The sequence below is a fragment of the Kitasatospora sp. MBT63 genome, assembly GCF_000710465.2.
GTDB lineage: Bacteria > Actinomycetota > Actinomycetes > Streptomycetales > Streptomycetaceae > Kitasatospora.
Window position 1 is genome coordinate 1 of the sequence record NZ_JAIZ01000535.1, and the last position, 2,029, is coordinate 2,029.

At 76.8% G+C, this 2,029-nt stretch carries 2 protein-coding genes; one reads left to right on the plus strand and one right to left on the minus strand.

Annotation, left to right across the window (positions count from 1 at the left end; all coding sequences use genetic code 11):
• Window positions 1–933: molybdopterin molybdotransferase MoeA (locus AA75_RS28675; protein WP_033823187.1), on the plus strand; the 933-nt coding region annotated here is incomplete at its 5' end.
• A gap of 23 nt (window positions 934–956) precedes the next feature.
• On the opposite strand, the gene AA75_RS28680 is transcribed toward AA75_RS28675, so the two are convergent.
• On the minus strand, window positions 957–2,029 hold a 1,073-nt coding region (locus AA75_RS28680), incomplete at its 5' end, for a TrkA family potassium uptake protein (RefSeq protein ID WP_051813612.1).

Sequence of the window (2,029 nt, forward strand, 5' to 3'; positions counted from 1 at the left end):
CCCGCCGCGGCGGTGGCGCTGGCGGACGGCACCGCGGTGGAGATCGCCACCGGCGCCCAGCTGCCCGCGGGGGCGACCGGGGTGGTCCGGCGCGAGCACGGCCGGCTGGAGCGCGGGCGGCTGTACGCCACCACCCCGGCCCCCGGCCAGGACGTGCGGCCGCGCGGCCAGGAGTGCCGCCGGGGCGAGGAGCTGCTGCCGGCCGGCCGGGTGGTGACCCCGGCGGTGCTGGGGCTCGCGGCCGCGGCCGGCCACGACCGCCTCACCGTGCACCGGCGGCCCACGGTCGAACTGCTGGTGCTCGGCGACGAGCTGCTGGACTCCGGGCTGCCGGGGCCGGGACTGGTCCGGGACGCGCTGGGCCCGCTGCTGACGCCGTGGCTGGCCTCGGCGGGCGCCGAACTCATCGCCCGCCGGCAGATCCGGGACGACTTCGCGCTGCTGCGCGACGCGGTGCGGCGTTCGCCCGCCGACGTGGTGGTGACGACCGGCGGCACCGCCGCCGGCCCGGTCGACTTCCTGCACCCCGCGCTGGCGCAGGCCCGGGCCCGGCTGCTGGTGGACGGCGTGGCGGTCCGGCCGGGGCACCCGATGCTGCTGGCGGCGCTGCCGGACGGCCGCCACCTGGTCGGGCTGCCGGGCAATCCGCTGGCCGCGGTGGCGGGGGCGGTGACGCTGGCCCTGCCGCTGCTGGACACCCTGAGCGGGCGGCCGGTGCCCGCCCACCGGGTCGAACGGGCCGCGGTCGATCTGCCGGGCCACCCGCGGGACACCCGGCTGCTGCCCGTGGTGCGGACCGACGAGGGCGTGGCCGCGCTGGCCTTCGACGGGCCCGCGATGCTGCGCGGGCTGGCGCTGGCCGAGGCGCTGGCGGTGGTGGTGCCCGGCGGGGTGGCCGCGGGCGGCCGGGTGGAGCTGCTGCCGGTACCGTGAACGGGCCCCACCGGCGGGGCGGCTCAGGGCCGGGCGGGCGCGATCACGATGACCCGGTCGGTCGACTTCAGGGTGGCGGCCTCCGGCTCGGTGTACTTGAGCACCCGGCGCCCGCGCACCACGGCGACCACCAGGTCGGCGCACTCGCGCGGGCTGCGGCCCGCCTCGGCCCTGGTGACCGGGCGCTCGAACACGTCCAGGCCGTTGCCGTAGGTGAGCAGGTCCTCCATCACCGCTCCGGCGTGCGGGCTGAGGGTCGACATGCCGAGCAGCCGGCCGGCCGAACTGGAGCTGGTGACCACCACGTCGGCGCCGCTGTGCCGCAGCAGCGGGGCGTTCTCGTCCTCGCGGACGGCGGCGACCACGGTGGCGCTCTTGGTGAGCTGGCGGATGGTCAGGGTGATCAGCGCCGCGGTGTCGTCGCGTTCCGGGGTGACCACCACCTGGGCGGCCAGCGGGAGTTGTGCCCGTAGCAGGGTCTCGGTGCGGGTGGCGTCACCGACCACCCCGGTCAGCCCGTGCAGCGACGCCTGCTCGACCACCTTGCGCTGCGGGTCGACCACCACGATCGACTCCTTCGGCACGCCCTGGCCGAGCAGCGTGTCCACCGCGCTGCGGCCCTTGGTGCCGTACCCGATCACGACGGTGTGCTCGCGCACGCTCGACCTCCAGCGTTCGATCCGCCACTGGTGGCGGCTGCGTTCGGTGAGCACCTCCAGGGTGGTGCCGACCAGGATGATCAGGAAGACCACCCGCAGCGGAGTGATCGCCAGGATGTTGGTCAGCCGGGCGGCGTCGCTGACCGGGGTGATGTCGCCGTAGCCGGTGGTGGAGAGGGTGACGGTGGCGTAGTACGCGCAGTCGAGCAGGTCCAGCGGGCCGTCCGAGTTGTCGCTGTAGCCGCTGCGGTCGAGCCAGACCACCAGGGTGGTGACGGCCAGCACGGCGATCGCCATCAGCAGCCGCAGGGCGACCTGGCGGATCGGCGGGGTGGGGGTGCGGGTCGGCAGCAGGACGCGCTGCGTGGTGTCGAGGTCCGGTCCGCCGTCCTGCCGCCGGGACGGCCGCCGTGGCCGCCGCGGGCGCCCGGGCCGCG